Raw genomic sequence first — 20,066 nt, forward strand, 5'->3', positions numbered from 1 at the left:
GAACGAAGGGAACACCCGCGTGGACTTGTTCGATGTGGCCCGGGCATGCTTCCGGCGGTGGTACGTCATGCTGCCGATCTTGGCGCTGACGTTTTTCTATGCGTACAACGTCTACTCATCGGTCAAACCGGTCTACTACTCGCAGACCCTCATAGGTATCGCGCCACCCACAACTCGAGTCGACGCGGCGCTCCCTGGTCAAGCCGTGCCACGCAACGGCCTGCTCGACATCGGCGGGGCGCCGTTTGTCGCAAACATGGCAGCCCTGTCGCTTGGACAGCCGACCGTCGCGAATAAGGTCGTCGCCGGTGGTGGGAACGCGGCATTCAGCGCGCGCATGTTCCCCGTGCCGGAGGCGACGCAGCAGATTCCGCTCGTGCTCATCGACACGTCCACGCCCGACCCACAGACGTCGTTGCGAACATTGCAGTTGGCAACCGCCGAATACGGTGTTGCACTCGAGAACCTGCAACGCGACGCGCGAGTCTCACCAAGCACGATGGTTCAACCTTTTGTGGTGTCGGCGCCTAGCACGCCGGCGCCGGCGATGCCGTCGCGGACAAGGTCGACGATGACAATCGTTGTTGCAGGTTTGGGCATTTCGATTGTTGCGGCGGTCGTCGCCGATGTGATCTTGATGCGACGACGCCAACGCCGTACCGCACGTGCCGCGGTCGCCGAAACGTCGTCCGATGCCGCACCGAGTGAGCCTGAATCGGCATTAGCGACCCAGAACGAGGCGGTTGGTGAGGTTCCTGCAGATTCCGATGAAGTCGCGGTAGTCGGCTCACGGTCATCGGTCCGCGGCGTCGAAGGTGAACAACCGAAGTGAGCGCCGCCGGTCCGGCCGTTGCGGCGGCTTCCGGTGACACGACGTCGGGTGCTGATGAATCCAGGCGGGAACCGACGCCGTGGCTCTTGATGTGCCTGTGTTTCGTGTTGCCGGCAGTGCCGTCCTACGTGGTGCTTGCCGGACCGCTGAAGAGCAACGGCGCGCTCCCACGCATGATCTCGATGATCATGTTTGGCCTGGTTGTTCTGGGCTTCTTGGTCTACCGGAGAGCACCGACGCACCGACCATCGCTGAATCCCGGCGCACTCATCCTGCTGGCGTACTGGTTTCTATGGTTGTTGCTGTACGGCGTGGGATTGCTTTCGGGTGGTGATTACACCGTTGCGACAAGTCGCACCCGAGCGATGATCACGCTGACTTCGTATGTGGGTGTAGGACTTTATGTAATTGCCCGAGTCCGAACTCAACGGGTTCGCATGATCGTACTGGGTTCACTGGCGGCCGGTCTGAGCTTCGCCTGTCTTGTCGGCTTTCTCCAGGGCGTGTCGACGGTCGATTTAAGGTATCTTTTCCAGCCGCCTGGCTTTGTGCTGAACACCGACGACCTCACGCTCAGCCAACGAGATGGAGCCACACGAGTGCGCGGCACGTCCTCGCATCCGATCGAGTTCTCTGTGTTGGCGGCATCCTGCATTCCGTTGACGATCTATCTCTCCCGATATTCGACGCGGCGATCCGCTCGGATTCTGGCGGTGGGGGGGTGCATTCTGGCATTGCTCGCCCTGCCCGCGTCTGTTTCGCGGACCGGCATCATCGCGGTGATCGCGGCAATGATGGTGTACATGCTTGCCTTTCGAGTACGCGTGATACTGCCGGCGATACTCATCGCGGCAACTGCCATCGGCGCGTACACTGCCTCGTTCCCGCACATCACCACGGCTTTGTGGCAGACGATCACGGGGTCGGCCGAGGACAACAGCATCAAGGGACGCACCGCAGACTACGCGGCCGTGGGAGATCTGCTCCGCGAACACCCACTGTTCGGGCTGGGACTTGGCGGGTCCCCGCCCGAAGCAATCGGCTTCTTGGACAACGAATGGATGCAGGCGATCGTTCAGGGCGGGTTGATGGGTCTCGCGGCGATGTCGCTGGTGATGTGCGGCGCCTTCTTCGGTATTTCGGCATCATTGCGTCGGGCCACGTCGCAACAAGAGAGAGAACAGGCCTACATGCTGGGAGGGATCGTTGTCGGGATTGCGGCATCGAGTTTTACGTTTGACTTGTTCGCTTTCGCTCAGGCTTCGACGCTTCTATTCGTTGTCTTCGGCTTATTGTGGGCCCCCTTTCGGTGTCAGCTGGATCTGCGCTCACAGGTCGCATGATGTCGCGGCGGTCCGCGACTTCCACTTCGCGTTTCGTATCCGGAAACGGCAGGGGTGTGGCCGAATGAACGCAGATGGAGTATCGCGCGTGGACCTGCCGAGCCGTACACTTCCGTGCATGAGGCGAGTCGGTGTGGCATGCCCCGGCGATCCGAATCACCCGACGACTTGGTCTGGCACACCATCGGGCGTCATCGAGGGGCTGAGTGATGCTGGTGCCACGCCGATTGCGATCAACGTGGAGCCACACCCGTTGGTTCGCAAACTTGCCGTGGCGGTTGTAGCTCTAGCCTATCTGCGGCCGAGTCGAGATTTCCGCTCGGCGATGTTTGCATCGAGAGAAGCGGCCCGCGCATCGAGACCGGTGACCGCGCTGCAATCGATTACGGCGCGCCGCAGATTACGGCAAGCGGGCCATCTGGATGGGCTGATTCAGATCGGGACGGGTTTCGAGTTGCTGACCCAAGTGCCGATAGTGACGCTCGAAGACATGACCGTTCGGCAGACTCGGACTCACCCTTATTCCGGCTGGGACTTGCTGTCTCAGAAGACCTTCAACGTTCGTGTTGAGCGACAACGCCGTGCATACGAGACTGCCGTTGCGTGTTGCGTGATGAGTCGTTGGGCGGCGGAGTCGGTCGTAACCGACTATGGAATCGATCCGCAAAAGGTTCACGTCGTCGGTGTCGGTCGAAACCACCAGACGGTTTGTTCGGGCGGGCGGGACTGGAAAACTCCGCGGTTTTTATTCGTCGGACTGGATTGGGAACGCAAGAACGGTGTAGGTGTGTTGCGCGCGTTTTCGCGTTTGCGGGCCGAGGTACCGACTGCGACACTTGATCTCGTCGGCGGTCACCCGGCGTTAAATGAGCCGGGGGTGCGGACACACGGTGTGCTCCGACTGGACGTTTCAAAAGAACGCGAGCACCTCAGTCAGCTCTTCGCGGAATCCACCTGTTTTGTCATGCCATCGATATCGGAAGCTGTGGGGATCGCCTACGTCGAGGCCGCAGCTAACGGACTACCCAGTATCGGAACGAGCCAGGGGGGATCGGACTTTCTCATCGGGGACGGTGGACTGATCGTCGATCCGACCGACGATGAGGCACTCTATACCGCCATGCGTAGGTTGGCGGACCCGGAGACGGCAGCCGAGATGGGTTCGGCCGCCCTTCGCCGTTCTGAAATGTTCACCTGGGAAGCGGTGGCGCGGAGACTGTTGCGTGCCGTCGAGGGGAAGCCCGCGGAGCTCCCGCTGGTCGGACCAATCGGTTCTGCCGACGAGAACGCGTGAATCATTCGGATGCGTCTCATTTCCGGCAAATTGGCGACTTACGACTTCGGAGGGAGGTCATTTGGTGCTGACGGTTTGGCGTGCGCGTCGTGACCAACGATGTGCACGCGAGTTCCTCGAACTACATAGCCGTATTCGATGCGTGGAGAACGAGCGCGAATACGAGGATCTGCTCACGAGCCTGACTCGGCCGAGACAGCCCTACGTGGTTTCCTTTGTCAATGCCCATGCGGCCAATTTGGTCTGGAAAGCTCCGGAAGTGTTTGCGAGTCTTGCCAGTTCAGATCTACTGCTGCGTGATGGCATCGGCGTTGAGATTGCTATGCGCGCGTTTGGTAGGCAAGCGGGTCTGAATATGAACGGTACCGACCTGATTCCCCGAATCATCGGTGAATATCGAGGGCGAGAAGTTGCCCTATTTGGGACAAGATCGCCATGGCTTGATCGGGCCCGCGCGAAAATCGAAGCGACTGGCGCCAAGGTGATCGCTTGCAGGGACGGGTATGCGGAGCCCGGCACTTATGTCGACATTGCTGCTCGTACGCAGCCTGATCTGATCGTTCTCGCCATGGGTATGCCGAAACAAGAGAGCGTTGCGATTGCCTTGCGTGACGAGTTGAGTCACCCGGTCCTGATCGTTAACGGTGGTGCGATTCTGGATTTTCTCGGCGACAAGGTGAATCGCGCGCCGCGGCTGATGCGTAGCGCAGGGATGGAGTGGGCGTTTCGGCTGTACCTCGAGCCCCGCCGACTCGCAGGCCGATACGTCCTCGGCATTCCCACATTCCTCGGTCATGTCGCGCAGACCCGGCTGACCGTTCCCGCTGATGCGTGAATGCGTGGCCGCGGGTCGGCCTACAACGGCAGTCGCGGAGCAGTGCAGTAGTCTCACGCGGAAGTCGGATCGACGGGATTCGTCGATCCAGGCCAGTCAAGCGAGTGCGGAGCCCGTGAATCACCCTTTATCGCCGGACACCCGGTTGTACATTGCAGGCCATCGGGGCTTGGTGGGATCGGCCCTGTGGCGTCACTTTCGGAGCCGTGGATTCACTGAACTGATTGGACGGAGTTCCGACGAACTAGACCTTCGTGATTCGACTGCTACGGCGCGATTCTTTGCCGAGACGCGCCCAGAGGTTGTGGTGTGCGCGGCGGCGCTGGTCGGTGGGATCGTCGCCAATGACTCCAAGCCGGTCGATTTCCTTTCCGACAATCTCCGTATTCAACTCAATCTCATCGACAGTGCGGTCAGCAACGGTGTGCGACGACTGCTGTTTCTCGGGTCGAGCTGTGTCTACCCTAGGGACGCTGAGCAGCCAATCGTCGAAGAAGCACTCCTCAGTGGCCCGCTGGAAGCGACGAACCAGGCCTACGCAGTGGCCAAGATCGCCGGAATCACGCAAATCACCGGCATTCGTCGTCAGCTGAGTCTTCCCTACATTTCGGCGATGCCGACCAATGTGTTCGGTCCGGGAGACAACTTCGACCCGGCGGCGGGGCACGTGGTGCCGGCGATGATTCAACGGTTCCACCGAGCATTGGTAGCCGGAGATCGCTCGGTCACCTGTTGGGGCAGTGGGCGCCCCCGACGTGAGTTTCTGTACGCGGACGACCTTGCTGATGCGTGCCATTTCTTGCTGGATAACTACGATGACCGCGTGGCGATCAATGTCGGCACCGGTGCTGAGGTTTCCATCGAAGAGTTGGCGCGGATCGTCGCTCGCATAGTGGGATACACGGGCGAGATCCGTTGGGACACCAGTAAACCGGATGGTACACCGCGGAAACGCTTGGATACCAGGCGTCTCGATTCGTTGGGCTGGCACGCGCGGACATCGCTCGAGTCCGGGCTCAGGAACACCTACGAGTGGTTCCTCGCCAATACCGATGAAGCTCGCGTCGGGGGAGCGACTCGCGCCGGACTGCCGGCTGAGGGAGATGCGCCAACCTTCAAGGGGCGGCATGGCTGACACGAGTCTTTCCGCCGGGATGCGGTGGAGCACGATATCGGTGGTTGGTCGCGAAGCTACCCGGACCATCTTCACCATCATCTTGGCGCGCCTCATCGGGCCCGAAGACTTCGGCATCGTCGCGCAAGCCCTTGTGTACATCGGGCTGGTCAGTCTTCTCCTGGATCAAGGTTTTTCCAGCGCACTCATCCAGCGCAAGACAGTGGAACCGAGGCTGCCCGGCGCGGTGGTTTCGGTGAATCTCGCCGTTGGCGGTGCGCTAATGGCGTTGACGATGGCGATCGCCCCGCTGTGGGCGTCGTTCATGAATACACCAGAACTCACTCTTGTTCTGATCATCTTTGCGCCGTGTCTGCTTATTCGATCCGCGGGAGTGACTCCTCGGGCGATGCTCATCCGGCACATGAACTTTCGCGCGATCGCGTTTGTGGACGTGTGTTCAGCGCTGTGTGGCGGTGCCCTCGGCCTCGTCGTTGCGATCGGCGGTGGCGGCTACTGGTCATTGGTTGTGCAGATCGTGGCCACCGATGTCGTGATGGTGCTTGCATATGTGGCCTTCGGTGCCGGTATTCTGCCCAATCTTCACCTGCGAGGCGTAAGGGAAATCGCTGGCTTCTCTCTGCGCGCCTTTGCCGCGGGCGTACTACTGAACTCCGTGTCACGCAACATCGACAATCTGTTGGTCGGTAAGTTCCAGGGACCTGAAGCACTCGCATATTACGGCTTGGCGTACAGACTTCTGTTGCTGCCGGTGCAACTAGCACTCAGCACTGTCTCGACAGTGCTGTTCCCGGTGTTCTCTCGGCTTGTGGATAGCCTCGACGCGCTCAGCGCGGAGGTCGCGCGCACTACACGGGTTGTGGCGGCCTTGGCTTTACCAGGCATGGCACTTGTCGCAGCAGCGGCGCCGCAGCTCGTATTGGTGCTCTTCGGAGAAGACTGGAGCCCGGCGATACCGATCATTCAGGTGCTCGCCGTCGCCGGTGCGCTGCAGGCGATTTATCAGTCGACGACGACGCCGCTTGTGCTCGGACTCGGCCATGACAGGATGAACCTGCGATTCGCCTGGATCACGACGATCGTGACGACAATTGGCATCGTGTCTGGCCTACCATTCGGGCCGCTCGGCGTCGCGATCGGCTATACGGCGGCCACGGTAGTGCTGGTCCCGGTCGAGTGGTTTATTCGGCGGCATCTGCTGGGTACGAGGTTCGCCGACCAGGTGACACCGCTACTGCCTGCCGTGCATATCGCCTTGTGGATCGTGGCATCCTACCTGGCTGTTGCAATCGCGATCCCCGGCCACGAGCTGATCACACTCGGAGCGGGACTCGTCGTCTCGCTGGCGGTCGGGGGCCTGATCTTGCGGTTTGTGCATGGTGAGCTGCTTCGTGAGTTGATCGACATGTCGAAGCGGCTGTCGGGCAGGGCTTCGAACACCGGAGTCGAGGAAGAGACGGCGAATATCGACGACAAGCAAGAATGAGCTGCATCCGCGCTCGACTGATGACCAGTCAGGTCGTTTTGGTGGTCAGCAGAAGAGGATTCGGAGTCAACCGAGTCTCGTACGAGTCACCGTTCACGGTCGCGATCGCCTTGCCGTACATGTCTGTGACCACTGTCTGTTGGCCACCACTAAGCGGCAATTTTAGTTCTTGGGGAATCTGGCTCCAGGCGACCGTGACGACGGTGTCCGGAGTATGAAACTTGTATGCGAAGGGACCCGGCGGTGAATCCGAGCGGCCATCGAGAATGATCTCCATCGAAGTGGCTTGTCCAATCGACTCATTGAGATGTCGCATCGCAATCGCGACCGGCCGGGCTCCGTGCTGGGGCGATGAGTCGAACCATCCGCCGTTGTAATTATCGGTGTCGACCATAAACATGTGGTACATCCGCGCCATGCCAGCGCGGATCGCCGCCATATTCAATCGAACTGTGTACGCCGCCTGCTGTTCCAAAGTGACGGTCCCGTTCCCATGTGCTGCAGCTCGATCGGGCGGGAACTTGCCGCCTTGCGCCTGCGAGATCTGGTACCCGGCCTCAGTCACCCAGATCGGCTTGTGGACACCGAACTTGAGGAGTACCTCAACACATTCCTCCAGGGATTCGCCCGCCACCCAGGTTCCCCAGGTCTCCTTCACAAGCTGTTCCGGTGGCACGTTGTCGCTATAGATGTGCACCGCCACGACGTCGAAGCTGTCCAGCCGATTGGCGGACTGGAGTTTCGCCAACGTCAACTCGAGAAATCCCGGGGCGGCAGCAGATGCGCCGCCGGCCGCGAAGCCGACCACCGTGACCGTCGGCCACCGTGACTTTATGTGGTCATAACTGGCGAACAGCACCTGAGCGTAGAGGTCGGCGACCTGTTGCTTGGTGCCCACGAAACCATAGCCGAAATTGGGTTCGTTGCAGATCTCGACGGTCTGGATCGGGTGGGATGGAAGGGTGGGATTTTGAGTCCAGAATGAACCGCCGGGGCCGAAGCGGTCCATGGTTCGATCGATCTGCTTCAGATATGCGGCGATGAACGCGGCGTCCGACGCGGCGGACGCACGGCCGACCTCGGGAGTGAAGTTCAGCAGGACATCGATGTTGTTCTCTGCGCAAAATGTCATCACGCGGTCCGACATCACGCCGCCAATGCGATAGTGTGTCAGGCCGAGCTCGTTCACCTGCCGTGGTAAGTCAACGATCTCGTTCCAGGAATACAATCCGATCTGGAAGAGTTCACCGGGTTTGCTACCGGCAGGCTCTTGATCATTGGGCGCAGCAGAATCGCCACACCCCGCGAGCGCTATTGTTGTCCCCCCCAAGACCGTCAGGGTGGTCCACTTCATGAACTCGCGTCTGGTGGGTGACATTGTGTGGAGCCTAACGCGAGTCGTGGTGGTTCGTTGGTTGAGCGACCGACGTGGTCAATTGCGGAGCTCCCGGGATGTCGAAGTCCAACCCGGCAGTGCTGGCTTGTCGATGACGCCCAGGTCGCCGCGTTCCACGGCAAGCATGTCGGCGTCGACCATGATCTGCACGAGTTGAGGGACCTGCACCGTCGCATTCCAGCCGAGTTCGGTGCGCGCTCTTGATGCATCACCGATGACCGAATCCACCTCCGCGGGCCGCAAATACCGGTCGTCGAATCTGACGTACTGTTGCCAGTCGAGATCGACATGGGCGAATGCCATCGACAAGAAATCTCGCACCGAATAGCCGGTGCCAGTAGCCAGAACGTAGTCCGCGGCTTCGTCGGCCTGGAGCATGCGCCACATGCCCTCTACATATTCGGGGGCGTATCCCCAGTCACGAACTGCGTCGATGTTTCCCATCCATAGGTGCTCGTCGAGTCCTGCGTGAATGCGGGCGACCGCGCGGGTGATCTTCCGCGTCACGAAAGTCTCTCCGCGCCTGGGTGATTCGTGGTTGAACAAGATCCCGTTGACGGCGTAGGTTCCGTACGCCTCGCGGTGGTTGCGCGCAGTCCAATAAGCGAAGACCTTAGCGACCCCATACGGTGACCGCGGGTGGAAGGCGGTGTTCTCATTCTGTGGAGGTGGCGATGCGCCGAACATCTCGGAGGTGGCCGCTTGATAGAAGCGACACGACAGTCCGGTCCGTCGGATCGCCTCGAGCATACGGAGTGTTCCCAGACCCGCGGTTTCCGCCGTGTACTCGGGTTCGTCAAAACTCACGCGCACATGCGATTGCGAAGCGAGATGATAGATCTCATCAGGTCCGATCTCTGCCAGCAGGGTGGATAGCCGAGAGCCGTCGACCACGTCGCCGTAATGCATGAACAGTCGGGCGCCGCGTTCATGCGGGTCGACGTATAGGTGGTCTATCCGGCGGGTATTGAAAGTGGAGGCACGCCTGATAATGCCGTGAACCTCGTATCCTTTGCCGAGGAGAAGCTCGGCGAGGTAAGAACCGTCTTGACCCGTGATGCCGGTAATCAGTGCTCGCTTGGTGATCGTTCCCACTCCTGTTGCCGTGTGTCTACGAGATCCACTATCCACTGTTCATAGAGATCGAGCGCGGCGGTCTCCGAGAGGATCTGCTCGGAGTACCGTCGGCCGGCAGCACCTAGGCGTTGCGCCAGAGCGGGATCCGCGGCCAATCGCAGAGCCTCGCGGATGAGCCCTTCGGGTTCGTCAGCCGGCACGATGACTCCGCCCCCAGAGGCGTTGATCTCTCGTGCGGTGAAGCTTGTGGCGTCGGTGGCAGCCAATACAGGCCTGTTGGCACGGAAATACGATGTGAGTTTGCTTGGCACTGCCATCTGTCCTACTCCAGGCAGCTCGTTCACCAGCAAGACATCTGCGGCGCCGAGTGCGGCGGGGAAATCGTCCTCGTCTACCGGTGGTAGGAACTCGAGATTGGAGAGGCCTTCCCCGGCTGCTTGGAGTCGGGCGCGCTGATTTCCGTCACCGAGAAGAACGAAGCGCGTCCGCTCACCACGTTCGCCGGCAATGCGCGCTGCCGCGACTACATTCTCGAGGCCCTGTTTGTGGCCCATATTGCCGGCGTGGAGTACAACGACTTCCTCGGGCAGCCAGCCATGACGGCGACGGAATTTCAGACTCGCCGCGGGATCGGGTTCGTGTACGTGCGACCAGTTCCGAATCTCTCGGATCTGTCGGGGATCGATACCCAACTGGTCGACCAGCGTTCCCGAGAATCCGTTGTGAATGACTGCAATTTGATCGGCCATTCGTAGGGTCGAGGATTCGACCCATTGCATCAGGTTCGCTGATCGTCGGTTCATGATCCCGGTCTCTGAAACGCCGCGGCCGTACAGATCGTGAACCAGGATACCGATGGCGGGGCGGCTTGGTGTCAGGCGTGCACGCGCCATGGTGGCTGCAGATGCGATCAGTGGCGGGCTGACGCAAATGACCACGTCGGGCCTGTTCCAGCGGGTCGTCACCACCTGCAACCCGAAGGTCAACTCCATCAACATACGTCCGAGAACGGATGAGTGTTTCGGCACATGATGGTTGAGTCGCCTGATTGCTACACCATTGGTGCTTTCGTTCGCGCGAATGCGCGATCTCGAAATACGTTGCCAGCGTGGGTAGTGTGGCACTCCGGTGAGGACTTGGACCTGATGTCCACGGTCGGCCAATCCGGCGGCGAGGCGAGTGGTGTAGGGAGCGATACCGGTTGGTTCGGGCGCATAGTTGATCCCGACTAGAGCAATGCGCAAAGCTCGACGGGTCACGCGTGGAGTCTACCGAGATTGGCGGTGGCCGTGGCGTTGGATCCCGCCTCCCGGTTCGCACCAAATGCCGGATTTCGAGGTGGATCGCCTGATAGTGCCTGGGATAGCGCAAATCGACATCCGAGGATTCGTTCGGATGGACGACACCGGCCAACGTGTCTATTGCTTGTTGACCAACGTCGCGAGTGTTACCGTGTGCTCCACTTGCTGCGGTGGCCTACCTCGACCGCGACACAGTGAGCTGATCACCAACCAGGACTCTGCACGAATGCGATGGTCCGGTCCGGCGTTCACATCCACATTGACCGACACCGACGAAAGAGCAGTATTGCCGTGACGGATCAAGCTTCGATTGGCGCCGAGGATGTCTCACCTGTGCGGACCGCCGAGGCGGAACTTGTCCCGCAGGGGCTTGCGCGCCGGGTCCTGGTGAGTGCGTACAGGATTCGACGCCTCCGCCCTCTGGTGCTGTGGTTGCTCCGACGCTTGGAGGGTTCTGAATACAAGTCGCCGACGCTCCGCGTGATCTTCCGCAAGTACTGGGATGTGGAGATCGGGATGTATTCGATGGGATCGTGTTTCACGCCTTGGATGATCGACCCAAAAACGACGATCGGGCGGTACTGCTCGTTCGGTCCCGGCGTGCGGACTGTGAACGGTAATCATGCGTTGCGCCTGAAATCGACCAGCGCAGTGTTCCATAACCCGATGTTCGGTCTGTGTGATGACTGGATCGGCGACGAACTGAATCCGCTGGAGATCGGTAGCGATGTCTGGATCGGGGCCAACGCGGTGGTGCTGCCTGAAGTGAATCGAATTGGGCATGGAGCGGTGATCGGTGCCGGAGCTGTGGTGAGCAAGGATGTGCCTGACTACGGTGTCGTCCTGGGCAATCCCGCCCGGCTGATCAAAAAGCGATTCTCAGACGAGAGGATCGCGGAGTTGCTCGCCGAGCGCTGGTGGGACAACGATGTTGAGGAACTCGCCCATCGCATACCTGAGTTCCAGGAGTTGCTCGAGGACTGATCACCCTCCGGGTTTAGTCGACACCGAACTGTCTGAGATAACCGCCGACGATGCTCTCCGCGGCATACTCGCCGGTGTGCGCACTGAGCATTTCGTTCCACAGGTGAACGGCGAATGAGTCGGATGGCAGCGTCGTCGGACGGGGTGTCGCGAAGAGTTGCTCGGCATCCCGCCAATGGACCGGGTAGAAAGCGCGTGTCGGCAACGCGTAGTCGAGCAGGTCGAGTTTGCGTGCGGTCACAGTCAGCGCCATCGGCCCTGTCATGCCCCATTTCGCAGTTGCTGGACTGCGGTAGCCGGTAACCGCATCCCGTGCCTTTCTCGCCCGCCGCCTCCAGGGGTCACCTTTCTGCCAGCGGGTCGGATGCAACGAGTTGGACAGCAGAAGGTGTGCTGCCTTGTGCCCCTGCGGGAGCCGCATAACCGCACCGTTGATTGTCGTGGCGTCCTGCCATCCGAAGACGATCTCGGAGTTGAACTCAAACGGACGGAGGCAGACGACATCGCAGTCGACCCACCAGCCTCCGCGCTGGACCATCAGCGAATATCGAAAGATATCGAAGAATATGCCGGGTCGCACACCCGAGTTCATTAGTCGGCGGAACTCGTCCCGCCGGACGATACAATCCGCGGCGAGAAGTTCGGTGCCGACGGGACATTTCCTACGTCGTCATCGTACGAATACAGGTGAACCCGATGGCCGTTGCGCAGGAACGATGTAATTGAAAGACGTTCCATGCGGGACAGGGGTTTACCGAACCACAGCATCTGTATCGGTTCGCGTTGCTCGTGCATGGATTCTGGCCGATCTCGCGCGGTTAGCCGGAATGCCCGATCTCAGGGATCTCAGTCACCAACTGCGGTTGCAGATGGAGGTATTCGGTCGTCTTTCGCTTCTGATCGATGTCTCGGAAGACGCGGCTGACTTGCTCCTCCGATAGCTCCGCGGCAGCGGCGATTTGGCCGACCGGGATGTCGTTGTTTTTTCCGTACAGACACAGATCCATTCGCTGATGGGGAAGCGAGAAATAGAACTCCTCCTGGGACTGCGGCATCGAATAGGTGTCCGTCGTTGACGGACGATTCTGGATGGGTTCCGGCACACCGAGATAGGCTGCAAGCGCGTACACCTGGCACTTGTACAGGTGGGCAATGGGCTTCAGGTCGGCTGAGCCGTCGCCAAGTTTGACAAAGAAACCCTGGTCGTATTCAAGGCGGTTTGGGGTTCCGGTCACGATGTAGTTCAGCCGGTCCGCGTGGTAGTACTCGAGCATCTTTCGCACACGCTGCTTGAAGTTGGTCGCGGCGACGATGCCCAGGTATGCCTCGGCGGTCAGGCGATGAGTCGACTGCGTTCCGTTAGGAGCCTCGACCACCACTGAGTGGAGCCGGAACGAGTCCGAGTCAACGACGCTCGGCAACACGATCTTGGATCGGTAGTCGGGACCGTATTCGGGGCACACCAAGCGGATGGCGTCGTCGCGTCGTCGATAGCAGCCCGCCGCCTCGAGGATCGGAGAAATCTCCTCGAGTTGGGAGTCGATGCCGAGTGAATCCGACACCATCCGGCTGAAATCGATGGTGTCGTCAGATGACTCCCGTTCCGGCATATGAAGGCCGAAGACCCTGTCGGGACCGAGCGCGCGGACACAGAGCGCAGCCACGACGCTGGAGTCGATACCGCCGGACAGGGCGACGACCGCACCCTTCCTCTTGACTCGCGCCAGATAGTCGGAGAGCGCGCCGACGATCCGGGCTACCTCTGCCTCGGCGTCGATCTCCAGGCTTTTCGGGCCGAAGGTCTGTGTCAGTTCGGTCATGCGAGGAACTCCTCATTGATAGTGGGATCTGCGTCGGTTACGAGGTCAACCGCGACCGTGGCCGGCGGGAGCTGGTGTGGTTGCGGTCTGACCCATTCAGGGGCGGCAACCAGACAGAAGTATGCGAGCTGGGTGGACACCACAGCGGATACTCGCATGTTGTCTGTGTTGCTCATCCGTTGTCCTGCTGAGCGCGTGCACTTCTCAAACAGGGCTGATACGCGGGCGTGATCGAAGACGCCGGCGTCGGCAATCGAGCGCTCGGAGGTGATGTCACCGAACCAATCGGGCGCGGGGCCGGCAAAGAAGCTTGCGGCGTCGGGCGCGCGATAAGGCTGTTTCGGACGATGAAGGATCTCATCGGGGATCACGTCGGCGAAGGCGCGCTTGAGAAGGTACTTCTCCTCGAGGCCGAATAGTTTGTGGTGCGCCGGAAGGGCATTGGCGAAGTCGACGACGTTACGGTCGAGGAACGGGAATCGACCCTCCACCGAGTTTGCCATGAGCATCCGATCGCCCTGGGAGGAAAGAATATAGCCGGCGAGAAGTGTCGTCATTTCAAGCCATTGCGCACGGGTCAACGGATCCCAGTCGCGGCTCTCCGGCGGCATGCGTCCGATCACGTCATCGGTGGTTGACGCCGACATGACAGCTCGCATGTCCGGCGACATCAAGACTTCGATCGCCGATGTCGCCTCCCACCTCGGGCGGTGTGACATGGCAGGATCGGTCGGGTCGAGGTTGCGTCCGAAGAAACTCCGGGCAAACGCAGGCGCCTTGGTGGGAGATCTCTGCATCCACGGATAGAGCAGATCCAACGCGCGCTGACGCACGGTCGAGTCCGCATCCCGGGCCCAAAACGATCGGACTCGGGCTTCGCGGAAGATGTCGTAACCGGCCAGCACCTCGTCGGCACCCTCGCCGGTAACCACGACCTTGTATCCGTTGTCGGACACCAACTTCGAAAGTAAGAAGAGGGGAGCAGGACCGGCGCGCACGATCGGTGCCTCGGTATGACGCACCACCTCGGGAAAGACGTCGACAATGTCCGACGGTCGGACCACGACTTCCTGATGTTTGGTGCCGAGCCGGGTGGACATCAAGTCTTGATATCCACCCTCGTCGAACTCCTCATCGTCGAATCGCAGCGAGAATGTGGCCAACGGTGCTTCGGTATATTCGGCAATCACTGCCGCGGTGACCGCCGAGTCCAGCCCGCCGGACAGATATGCGCCTACGGGGACATCGCTACGCAAGAACCGTAGGCGGGTGGCCTCAACGATCCTCTCGCGGAGTTCTGTGGTGTTCTCTGCCAGCTCTTGTGATGGCTCTTGATGTCTGGCAGGAAACGAAGCCTGCCAGTAGGGCGCCTTCCGGAATCCTTTTCGGTCGAGTACCGCGTAGTGTCCGGGTTCGAGTTGCTCGACTGCGCGGAAGGGCGTCCGCGGTGCGACGGTAGACCAGTACGTGAACGTCTGGCGGAGTCCGTCGTTATCGAAGGACCGATCCACCGTCGGGTGCGCGAACAACGCCTTGATCTCGGAGGCGAACAGCAGGCTTTGGCCAACACGCGTGTAGTAGAGCGGGCGCACCCCGAGTCGATCTCGCGACAGGATGAGCCGTTCGGCCGTACGATCCCAGAGTGCCACGGCCCATTGGCCATTGAACCGTGAGAAGCAGTCAGGACCCCATTCCTCCCACGCGTGCACGATCACTTCGGTATCACTCGCTGTGGCGAACCGATGGCCGCGCGCGCGGAGTTCCTCCGCGAGTTCCAGGTAGTTGAAGATCTCGCCGTTGAACGAAATCCACAGAGTGCCATCCTCATTGCAGAGTGGTTGGGCGCCGCCGGCGGTGTCGATGATGGCCAGCCTGGTATGTCCGAGTGCCGCCGAGCGGTCGCGGAAGTATCCGCTCCCGTCGGGGCCGCGGTGGCCGAGAAGGCTCATCATGGACCTCAGGAGATCGAGGTCGGGCGGCGTGTCCTCAGTGACGATTCCGCAGATGCCGCACATCAGGCGCGACGACCCGAAGTGCGTTCGATCAGATCAATCAGGGTAGAGCGATCGGTATCCGGCAATGTGAGTAATTCGAACTCGGTCAATCGCATATCGAATACATCCTCAATCATGAGGGCCAAATGCATTGCGTGCGAAAAGGAATTGTCCTCCGACCGGCCGAGCGCATCGAAGTCGTCGAGGATGCGCTCGATCTGGTCACGACGCACTGTCGTGCTCTTCGTTACGGACCGCGATGGCGACTGCAGTCGCATAAGCATCGCAGTGTGAGAGTGAGATCGAGATCCGCTCGATGCGGGCTTTGTCGGCGAGTTCGCGCGGGAGTCCTGTGAGGTGTACACGTGGCGCGCCGTCGGCGTTGTTGACGATCTCGATCGAACGCCAGGCCAGCGGGCCATCCCAGCCGGAAGGGAGGACCTTGGCCACGGCCTCTTTCGCTGCGAATCTCGCAGCGAAGTGCCTGCTGGGTACCGCTTTCGTTCGGCAGTAGGCTATTTCGTCGCTCGTGAACCAGCGATTGAGGAAGCGGTCACCACTACGTTCGATCAGCGAATCGATGCGGTTGACGTCGACGATGTCGGTCCCGGCATCAGGCCACATCGTCCGCCTGCTTCTGCGAGACTTGGGCAACCTTCTGAAGGAACGCCGTCGCGGCCACTTCGGCGCCCTTTGCATTGAGGTGGCCGAGATCGGAGGCGTATTCCGGGTAGAGCGTGAAGTAGGTGCCACCCATGTACTTCATCTCCTCGCGCTGGCCGTCAGGGGCCGTTGACTCGATGGCGGCGAGATCGAAAACATCCTCGCCGTACGTATTTCGAATCAAGTTGCTGTACTTCTCCCGCGCCACGTTCTCGGCTTGGCCAAGCCGTTCGCTGCCACCAAGTCGGATCTTGACCCTCTTCTTGAGTGGCGCCTCCATCGTCACCGGGACAGTGGTGTGGATGAGGCGGAGGTTCGGGTAGTCCCGCTGGAGGGCCGACATGGTTTCGCGATAGGCAGCGAACAGCGCGTCGATGTCGGTGTCGGTTGTGATGTCGAGGTAGCAGAGCTTCATCACAGCAACATCGACTTGGTTTGCGAGGCCGCTGCGGAGTGCTTTGTCGAAGTCGGCGAACTTCTTGAGCGGGTACTCGTTTTCGCCGATATGCGTGTGAGCGATGAAGCCGCCCCTGAGGCTATCGCTCGGCTCACCCTCGATGATCGCCGGTGCCGCAATGCCCTGCTGACTGTAGACAGCTGGTATGCCGCTCAAGATGTTCTCGCCGATCGACTGATGACCGAAGAACACCCGGGTCTTGGCGGCTGACGTCAGTTCCGCCGGCGTCGCCGTTGCAGGCGCGTTACCGCTGATTGTCGTGGAGTCGGTACGCCAGACGTTTTCGAAGGCAATTGCGACTGCGGCGACGAGGACGATGACGGAACCGGTCGCAGCGAGGATGAGCGTGCGGCCGCTAGGTCGGCGTTGTGATGAAAGCTTCATGATGGGGTCTCCACGAGGTGAGTATTGATGCGGCCGCGTCAGTCCGAGGGTACTTCGCTGCGGGCGAGATCGCGGAGCCGTGTCTTTGCGATCTTGCCGTTTGCATTCACGGGGATCACGTCGATGATTTCGATGGTCCGCGGAACCATGTGCTTGGGCAGAATTGCGCGGCAATGAGCGAGGATGTCAGCGCTGCTGACGTTTGATCCGGGCCGAGTGGTGGCGAAAAGGGTGATCGCCTCACCGGCTTCGTCGTCGGGGACGCCAACAGCTGCCGCAGACACCAGGTCGGTCATCTGAAGAGCCACGGCCTCGACCTCCTGGCTGGACACCCGATAACCCCAGGACTTGATGAAGTCATCGATCCGGTCGACGACAAAGATGTAGCCGTCTTCATCAACGACTGCCAGATCGCCTGTGCGCAAGCCATTTTTGGTGAACTTATTGGACGAGTCGGCGGGATTTCCGAGGTAACCGGGGCTGATGTTGCGACCGGTCGCGTAGATCTCCCCCTTCTCGCCGGGCGAGACCGGGGTCATGTCTTCGCGCAGTACGCGCAACTCGACGCCAGGGATGCCCTTGCCGATGGACCCAATCCGCTCGGTAAGCATGTCGGGCGGAAGGTACGACAACCGTGCGGTTGCTTCGGTCTGCCCGTACATCACGAATACCTGTGCCTCGGGATGGGCGGACACGAGTTCGTTGATCAACACCGGTGGCAGTCTGCCTCCGGCTTGCTGGACTATCCGCAGTGAGGGGAGCGGTCTGCTGGTGTAGGTGGTTGCGCGCAACAACAATTGAAACGACGAGGGCACTCCCGCCAGGACGGTGCATTCTTGCCCGGAAAGTATCTCAATGGCCGTTTCCGGATACGCAAAACTGTTACACAACACGATGCTCGCCCCTTGGCGGAGGTGCGTGTGAAGGAGCGAGGCGCCGAAGCAGTAAAAGAACGGCAGAATCACGAGGACGCGGTCGGTCCGCGTGAGACCGAGGTAGGCAATGATTGAATCGGTGTTGGCTTGAATATTGCCGTGGGTGATCCGAACGGCCTTGGGTAGATTAGTGGTCCCCGAGGTGAACATGAGCGCCGCGTCGGCGTCGGGGTCGGTTGGCGGCACGGTAGCGTAGGAATTGACCGGCGCGTGGAGTGTGTCATCGGTGATGATCTCGATCCCGCCCAGAGCGCCAATAAACCGCCGCTGTGACCGGCGATCGACCAAAGCTGCACGACAATCAGCGATGTCGAGGTTACGTTTCACGTCGTCGAGCGTTGCCTTGTCGGAGAACGGCACGACGACCAGTCCGAGTTTCATCACGGCAAGGTAACCCGCCACCCAGAACAACGAGTTCGGGCCGATGAGGGCCACGCGCGCGCCTGAATCCAGACGCTGCTCCGCGAGAGCTGCGACCAGTGTGGCTGTCGCAGTCCGGAGTTCCGCGTAGGTGGTCTGCCGCCCGCCGTCGATAATCGCAACGTCCTCGGCGCTGCCCTTCTCCAGCAGGTAATCGGTCGTATTCATACGATCAACTCCTTACGATCGGGCCGGTAGTGAAAGTCAGAACCATGGTGAGAGATTGGTGCGTTACAGAGGGTTGCCATTCGGCTGATGGTCGCGGCGTTCGGCGGAACTGGCTACCCGATCCGGGCTAGGTACGTCACGGCCAGTGTCGTCAGCGTCCAACGGATCGCCTGGGCCTTGCCAATCGGTGTAATAACTGTCGGGATTGACTGTGTAGTTCACGGTGACAGCAGGAAGGTGCCGGATCTGGGAGCGGCGGCTCAGGCGCCAAACGTATTCCCAATCCTCCTTTGGCAGGGTCTCCTTCGTCCGGGGAACAAGGCTGAAACGAGGGTTTGCGCTGCGTCGCACAACGATGCTGTTTGCATCTACGAACGGTTGCCTGCGGAGTAGCTTGCGGTCGAACGGGGTTCCGAGCACATCGAGCGAGGTGCCATCGGGATGAAGCCTCCGGAGCGATGTGTAGACCGCGTCGAGAGCAGGGGCCGAATCGAGCGCTCCGACTGCGGTGGAAAGGTGGTCGGTGGTCCATTGGTTGTCGTCGTCGAGAAAGGCAATGAACTCTGAATCGATGAGATCGACACCGACATTGCGGACCAGCCCAAGTGTCGCGGAGTTCGAGCTCAGAGAAACGGCCGTCAGGCGGGGATCGTCGGGGAGATTGTCGGGCAGTCCACCGCCGTCATCCACCACGATCACCGCCAGATCCTCGACGCTCTGTGCGAGTGCACTTGCGACAGCCGTATTCAGGCGGTCCGGACGCCGATATGTCGGGATGACCACCAGCACCCGCGCGTGTGCGGGGCCGTCGAGTGGGGCGGCGCGCAGCCGGGCCACCTCGGCCCGCTGACGACGTCGGTTCAACAGGGCAGCTCTGGCATGCAGAGATTTGTTGCGTGCCTCGTAGATAGGGCAGCGCCACCGCTGCAGCTCATCTCGGATGCGGGACGAAAGGTCCACAAGGGCGGAGTGGTTGGTCAGCTTCATGTCAAGTCATCCGATCCGCGCTGATGTCAGCGGCGTCGGAGGTAGCCTTCAGCCGTGGCGCACGCGCGCGGATCGTCGCAGGCTGTCCGACCGCGACGGCTCCCGCGGGGACGTCCTTGGTAACGACCGCATTCGCGCCGATGGTGCAACCTGCCCCGAGTATCAGTCCAGAACCTTCGCGAGGGATGATGCAGGCGCCCGCCCCGATTGTTACTCCGTCTTCGACGACCACGCCGAGACCGGAACCAGCCTCAGGCGCGCCCGCTGCGATAGTCACACCGTGGGCGATGTGAACACGTCTACCGATCGTCGTGTCAGGGTGGATCACAACTGCGAGGCCGTGATGCCACAGAAAAACATCGGAAGCCACCTGGGCTTCAGGGGGCAATGCGGTGCTGTACACGACTGCGTTCACGAGTTTGAGAAGTTTGGCGAGTCGATAGCGTCTGCGGCGATGAAGCCGGGTGCTGAGTAACCAGATCTTCTCTGGAGTCATCTGTGATGCCTGTGTGTGGGGAAAGACGTTGAGCGCGCGTGATCGGGTGCACCGATCCA

At 60.6% G+C, this 20,066-nt stretch carries 19 protein-coding genes; 7 read left to right on the forward strand and 12 right to left on the reverse strand.

All coding sequences use genetic code 11. The annotated features are described in order from the left end of the window. Window positions 1-67 precede the first annotated feature (67 nt). The 6 genes from AAFP30_RS16110 (at window position 68) to AAFP30_RS16135 (ending at window position 6,925) form a co-directional block, all read left to right on the forward strand. Window positions 68-832, forward strand: a complete 765-nt coding sequence (locus AAFP30_RS16110; protein ID WP_419230966.1) for a hypothetical protein — start codon at window positions 68-70, stop codon at window positions 830-832. After that, window positions 829-2,175 carry an O-antigen ligase family protein gene (locus tag AAFP30_RS16115; protein WP_419230967.1) on the forward strand — a complete coding sequence of 449 codons (1,347 nt, stop codon included), beginning with the start codon at window positions 829-831 and terminating at the stop codon, window positions 2,173-2,175. The genes AAFP30_RS16110 and AAFP30_RS16115 overlap by 4 nt, the downstream gene beginning before the upstream one ends. Window positions 2,176-2,293: 118 nt before the next feature. Beyond that, window positions 2,294-3,469, forward strand: coding sequence for a glycosyltransferase family 4 protein (locus tag AAFP30_RS16120; protein ID WP_419230968.1), 1,176 nt, complete (start codon window positions 2,294-2,296; stop codon window positions 3,467-3,469). Window positions 3,470-3,611: 142 nt separating this feature from the next. Beyond that, complete coding sequence (locus AAFP30_RS16125; protein WP_419230969.1) at window positions 3,612-4,304, forward strand: WecB/TagA/CpsF family glycosyltransferase; 693 nt, start codon at window positions 3,612-3,614, stop codon at window positions 4,302-4,304. A 115-nt stretch (window positions 4,305-4,419) separates the two neighbouring features. Beyond that, window positions 4,420-5,439, forward strand: a complete 1,020-nt coding sequence (locus tag AAFP30_RS16130; RefSeq protein ID WP_419230970.1) for a GDP-L-fucose synthase family protein — start codon at window positions 4,420-4,422, stop codon at window positions 5,437-5,439. Beyond that, window positions 5,432-6,925, forward strand: a complete 1,494-nt coding sequence (locus AAFP30_RS16135) for a lipopolysaccharide biosynthesis protein (RefSeq protein ID WP_419230971.1) — start codon at window positions 5,432-5,434, stop codon at window positions 6,923-6,925. Before AAFP30_RS16130 ends, AAFP30_RS16135 begins: the two co-directional genes overlap by 8 nt. A 28-nt stretch (window positions 6,926-6,953) precedes the next feature. Here AAFP30_RS16135 and AAFP30_RS16140 read toward each other — a convergent pair whose 3' ends face one another. The 3 genes from AAFP30_RS16140 to AAFP30_RS16150 all read right to left on the reverse strand — a co-directional run bounded on the left by AAFP30_RS16140 (window position 6,954) and on the right by AAFP30_RS16150 (window position 10,657). Beyond that, window positions 6,954-8,279 (reverse strand): hypothetical protein, encoded by a 1,326-nt coding sequence (locus AAFP30_RS16140; RefSeq protein WP_419230972.1) that lies wholly within the window; start codon window positions 8,277-8,279, stop codon window positions 6,954-6,956. Window positions 8,280-8,357: 78 nt separating this feature from the next. Further along, window positions 8,358-9,407 (reverse strand): GDP-mannose 4,6-dehydratase, encoded by a 1,050-nt coding sequence (gmd, locus tag AAFP30_RS16145; RefSeq protein WP_419231250.1) that lies wholly within the window; start codon window positions 9,405-9,407, stop codon window positions 8,358-8,360. Beyond that, a complete protein-coding gene (locus AAFP30_RS16150) occupies window positions 9,389-10,657 on the reverse strand; it encodes a glycosyltransferase family 4 protein (protein WP_419230973.1) in 1,269 nt (422 codons plus the stop codon). Before AAFP30_RS16150 ends, gmd begins: the two co-directional genes overlap by 19 nt. 333 nt (window positions 10,658-10,990) lie before the next feature. Here AAFP30_RS16150 and AAFP30_RS16155 point away from each other — a divergent pair, with 333 nt between their 5' ends. Then, window positions 10,991-11,683 carry a CatB-related O-acetyltransferase gene (locus AAFP30_RS16155; protein WP_419230974.1) on the forward strand — a complete coding sequence of 231 codons (693 nt, stop codon included), beginning with the start codon at window positions 10,991-10,993 and terminating at the stop codon, window positions 11,681-11,683. 13 nt (window positions 11,684-11,696) lie between these two features. Here AAFP30_RS16155 and AAFP30_RS16160 read toward each other — a convergent pair whose 3' ends face one another. From AAFP30_RS16160 to AAFP30_RS16200, 9 genes are all read right to left on the reverse strand, one after another. Then, window positions 11,697-12,275 (reverse strand): hypothetical protein, encoded by a 579-nt coding sequence (locus AAFP30_RS16160; protein ID WP_419230975.1) that lies wholly within the window; start codon window positions 12,273-12,275, stop codon window positions 11,697-11,699. A gap of 226 nt (window positions 12,276-12,501) precedes the next feature. Further along, window positions 12,502-13,503, reverse strand: a complete 1,002-nt coding sequence (gene nadE / locus AAFP30_RS16165) for an NAD(+) synthase (protein ID WP_419230976.1) — start codon at window positions 13,501-13,503, stop codon at window positions 12,502-12,504. Then, a complete protein-coding gene (gene asnB, locus AAFP30_RS16170) occupies window positions 13,500-15,518 on the reverse strand; it encodes an asparagine synthase (glutamine-hydrolyzing) (RefSeq protein WP_419230977.1) in 2,019 nt (672 codons plus the stop codon). The genes nadE and asnB overlap by 4 nt, the downstream gene beginning before the upstream one ends. Beyond that, the gene (locus AAFP30_RS16175; protein WP_419230978.1) at window positions 15,518-15,730 is read right to left on the reverse strand and encodes a hypothetical protein; all 213 of its coding nucleotides are present in this window, start codon (window positions 15,728-15,730) and stop codon (window positions 15,518-15,520) included. The genes asnB and AAFP30_RS16175 overlap by 1 nt, the downstream gene beginning before the upstream one ends. Beyond that, window positions 15,720-16,121, reverse strand: coding sequence for a holo-ACP synthase (gene acpS, locus AAFP30_RS16180; protein WP_419230979.1), 402 nt, complete (start codon window positions 16,119-16,121; stop codon window positions 15,720-15,722). Before acpS ends, AAFP30_RS16175 begins: the two co-directional genes overlap by 11 nt. After that, complete coding sequence (locus tag AAFP30_RS16185; RefSeq protein ID WP_419230980.1) at window positions 16,111-17,001, reverse strand: hypothetical protein; 891 nt, start codon at window positions 16,999-17,001, stop codon at window positions 16,111-16,113. Before AAFP30_RS16185 ends, acpS begins: the two co-directional genes overlap by 11 nt. Window positions 17,002-17,039: 38 nt before the next feature. Then, window positions 17,040-18,524 (reverse strand): class I adenylate-forming enzyme family protein, encoded by a 1,485-nt coding sequence (locus AAFP30_RS16190; RefSeq protein ID WP_419230981.1) that lies wholly within the window; start codon window positions 18,522-18,524, stop codon window positions 17,040-17,042. Between the two features lie 63 nt (window positions 18,525-18,587). Further along, a complete protein-coding gene (locus AAFP30_RS16195; RefSeq protein ID WP_419230982.1) occupies window positions 18,588-19,511 on the reverse strand; it encodes a glycosyltransferase family 2 protein in 924 nt (307 codons plus the stop codon). 1 nt (window position 19,512) lies between these two features. Beyond that, window positions 19,513-20,007, reverse strand: a complete 495-nt coding sequence (locus AAFP30_RS16200) for a hypothetical protein (protein WP_419230983.1) — start codon at window positions 20,005-20,007, stop codon at window positions 19,513-19,515. Window positions 20,008-20,066: the final 59 nt, after the last annotated feature.

Source organism: Gordonia sp. CPCC 205515 (genome assembly GCF_048537925.1).
GTDB lineage: Bacteria > Actinomycetota > Actinomycetes > Mycobacteriales > Mycobacteriaceae > Gordonia.

What these genes read in the sequence shown, in the direction of transcription:
- AAFP30_RS16110 (WP_419230966.1), top strand. Translation starts at nt 68, where the DNA reads ATGCTGCCGATCTTGGCGCTGACGTTTTTCTATGCGTACAACGTCTAC.
- AAFP30_RS16120 (WP_419230968.1), top strand. Translation starts at nt 2,294, where the DNA reads ATGAGGCGAGTCGGTGTGGCATGCCCCGGCGATCCGAATCACCCGACG.
- AAFP30_RS16135 (WP_419230971.1), top strand. Translation starts at nt 5,432, where the DNA reads ATGGCTGACACGAGTCTTTCCGCCGGGATGCGGTGGAGCACGATATCG.
- AAFP30_RS16140 (WP_419230972.1), bottom strand. Translation starts at nt 8,279, where the DNA reads ATGAAGTGGACCACCCTGACGGTCTTGGGGGGGACAACAATAGCGCTC.
- AAFP30_RS16160 (WP_419230975.1), bottom strand. Translation starts at nt 12,275, where the DNA reads ATGAACTCGGGTGTGCGACCCGGCATATTCTTCGATATCTTTCGATAT.
- nadE (WP_419230976.1), bottom strand. Translation starts at nt 13,503, where the DNA reads ATGACCGAACTGACACAGACCTTCGGCCCGAAAAGCCTGGAGATCGAC.
- asnB (WP_419230977.1), bottom strand. Translation starts at nt 15,518, where the DNA reads ATGTGCGGCATCTGCGGAATCGTCACTGAGGACACGCCGCCCGACCTC.
- acpS (WP_419230979.1), bottom strand. Translation starts at nt 16,121, where the DNA reads ATGTGGCCTGATGCCGGGACCGACATCGTCGACGTCAACCGCATCGAT.
- AAFP30_RS16185 (WP_419230980.1), bottom strand. Translation starts at nt 17,001, where the DNA reads ATGAAGCTTTCATCACAACGCCGACCTAGCGGCCGCACGCTCATCCTC.
- AAFP30_RS16190 (WP_419230981.1), bottom strand. Translation starts at nt 18,524, where the DNA reads ATGAATACGACCGATTACCTGCTGGAGAAGGGCAGCGCCGAGGACGTT.
- AAFP30_RS16195 (WP_419230982.1), bottom strand. Translation starts at nt 19,511, where the DNA reads ATGAAGCTGACCAACCACTCCGCCCTTGTGGACCTTTCGTCCCGCATC.
- AAFP30_RS16200 (WP_419230983.1), bottom strand. Translation starts at nt 20,007, where the DNA reads ATGACTCCAGAGAAGATCTGGTTACTCAGCACCCGGCTTCATCGCCGC.